Below are 2,093 nucleotides of genomic sequence, written 5' to 3' on the forward strand. Positions count from 1 at the left end.
GCTCACAACTGCTTCCTCTCCCGCCTCATACCAAGGGGTATCAGGGTACATCTCTTCAATATCCGCCACTCTTTCAGCGGCTAAGTCAAGTGTGTTTTGCCAAAACAGAAAAACGTCGTTTTGGCTAGGTGAGGTGTCAGTCCAGTTTGTGTTGATGGTCTCATTATCTTCTACAGTTTCTGCGTGTTTAGCAATTGATTTTTTCATGGTATATCCCTTCATTTAATAGAATCATCCTATAAAAAGGATGTAGGGGTAATATTAGAAGTGTGAGAAAAATCACCAAATCTATGAAGCAGGTTTATTATAGAAACAATAAGTTAATTTGACAATGTGACAAAATGTCGCTCAATGGATTTGAGTTATTAGCGAATCAGCCCGTCCACGCGCCCACACCTATAAGTAACAGGTGAGATACCGAGCTTAGAGGATATGTTCTAATAGGTGCGTGAGGATACAAAGACCGATAAATCATTGGTGCGACATGCCCGAACGTTAGCGTGGTCTGGAGTTGGCGATCACATCATTGGTGACGCGTAGCGATCCCGCTTTGGAAGACTGCATATTTTCGACAACTCCGCGTCCTCACACACCTTAGCTAATTGTGGAGGATTTCGTTATGGAAAACAAGCCAACACCAGAGCGTGCGTGCAAGCGCCTGACACAGCATCTTGAACAGATCAATCTGTATGCAGCGGGTATCGATATTGGATCAGAACACCACTATGTTGCGGTTTCTGAAGGACTAGATGACGAACCTGTACGTAATTTTTCCTGTTTTACGGGAGACCTTGAAAAAATGGCTGACTGGATAGTTCGAATCGGCATTCAAACGGTTGCCATGGAGTCGACAGGCATCTACTGGATACCCGCATTCGAGATTCTCGAAGAACGAGGACTGAAGGTTCTATTGGTCAATGCGCGACACGTAAAGAATGTTTCTGGGCGCAAAACCGACGTACTGGATTGTCAGTGGTTACAACAACTCCATACCTACGGCCTTCTCGAAGGTGCATTTCGTCCCGAAGACGATATTGTTGGATTTCGGGCCTATGTGCGACAACGAGGAACGCTGGTGCGCTATGCTAGCTCACATATTCAACACATGCAAAAAGCCATGCGACAAATGAACCTGTTGTTAGATAATGTTGTAACGGACATTACAGAAAAAACCGGAATGGCGATCATTCGAGCCATCCTGAACGGTCAGCGTAATCCTGAGCAACTCTCGGATTATCGAGACCGCCGCTGCAAAAAGAGCGTGCAAGAAATCGCCAGATCCCTGCATGGACACTATCGAGACGAACACTTGTTTGCCTTGCGCCAATCGGTCGAGCTTTATGACATTTATATAATGAAAATACAGGCTTGTGATGAGGCTATTGAGCAGCAGCTTAAACGACTTGAAGGGCGAAGATATTCCACGCAACTGACTAAAGGAAAAGGGTCAAAACCCGCCAATACTCCCGCCTTTAATGTGCGCAATGAACTCTATCGGATGAGTGGGGTGGATATTACCCGCATTGATGGAATCAGTGAAATCACTGCACTCAAGGTACTCTCAGAAACCGGCGTCGACATGATGCGATGGAAGAGTCAGAAACACTTTGCTTCCTGGCTGGGACTCAGTCCTGGAAATAAGGTGTCTGGAGGAAAAATCCTTAACAGCAAAACCAAACGGACCACCAATCGAGCCGCAGCCGCGTTACGAATGGCTGCATTCACCTTATCTAATTCTAAAAGTGCACTTGGAGCCTACTACCGCAGAATGAGATCTAGACATGGTTCACCAAAGGCTATAACGGCTACAGCCCACAAACTGGCTCGTTTGATCTATAGTATGCTCACCAATGGAACCGAATACGTGGACCAGGGGCAAGATTACTATGAACGGCAATACCAGGATCGCGTTTTGAAAAACCTAAAAAGGACGGCAAAAAAAATGGGGCTAACACTCGTGCCTGCTTCATGAGGTGATATCATAAAACTCAAAGGGTTATATTCAAGTTACTTGGAAGAACTAAAAATCATGCAGCTAGTCTATCAACATGACGGCTATTGGATTTTTAATATCCCCTAGGGAATCACTAGCC

2 protein-coding genes are annotated in these 2,093 nt (G+C 45.3%); one reads left to right on the forward strand and one right to left on the reverse strand.

Going from position 1 to position 2,093, the window contains the following annotated elements:
• A partial coding sequence (locus Q0688_RS11880; protein ID WP_299076598.1) for a hypothetical protein occupies window positions 1-207 on the reverse strand: 207 nt, incomplete at its 3' end.
• 412 nt (window positions 208-619) lie between these two features.
• Here Q0688_RS11880 and Q0688_RS11885 point away from each other — a divergent pair.
• Window positions 620-1,972, forward strand: a complete 1,353-nt coding sequence (locus tag Q0688_RS11885) for an IS110 family transposase (protein WP_299076601.1) — start codon at window positions 620-622, stop codon at window positions 1,970-1,972.
• Window positions 1,973-2,093: the final 121 nt, after the last annotated feature.

Origin of the sequence: uncultured Paraglaciecola sp., assembly GCF_937123705.1 — a bacterium.
In the GTDB taxonomy this organism is placed as follows: domain Bacteria; phylum Pseudomonadota; class Gammaproteobacteria; order Enterobacterales; family Alteromonadaceae; genus Paraglaciecola.

Coding starts and splice junctions, on each gene's coding strand:
- Q0688_RS11885 (WP_299076601.1), top strand. CDS start 620: ATGGAAAACAAGCCAACACCAGAGCGTGCGTGCAAGCGCCTGACACAG.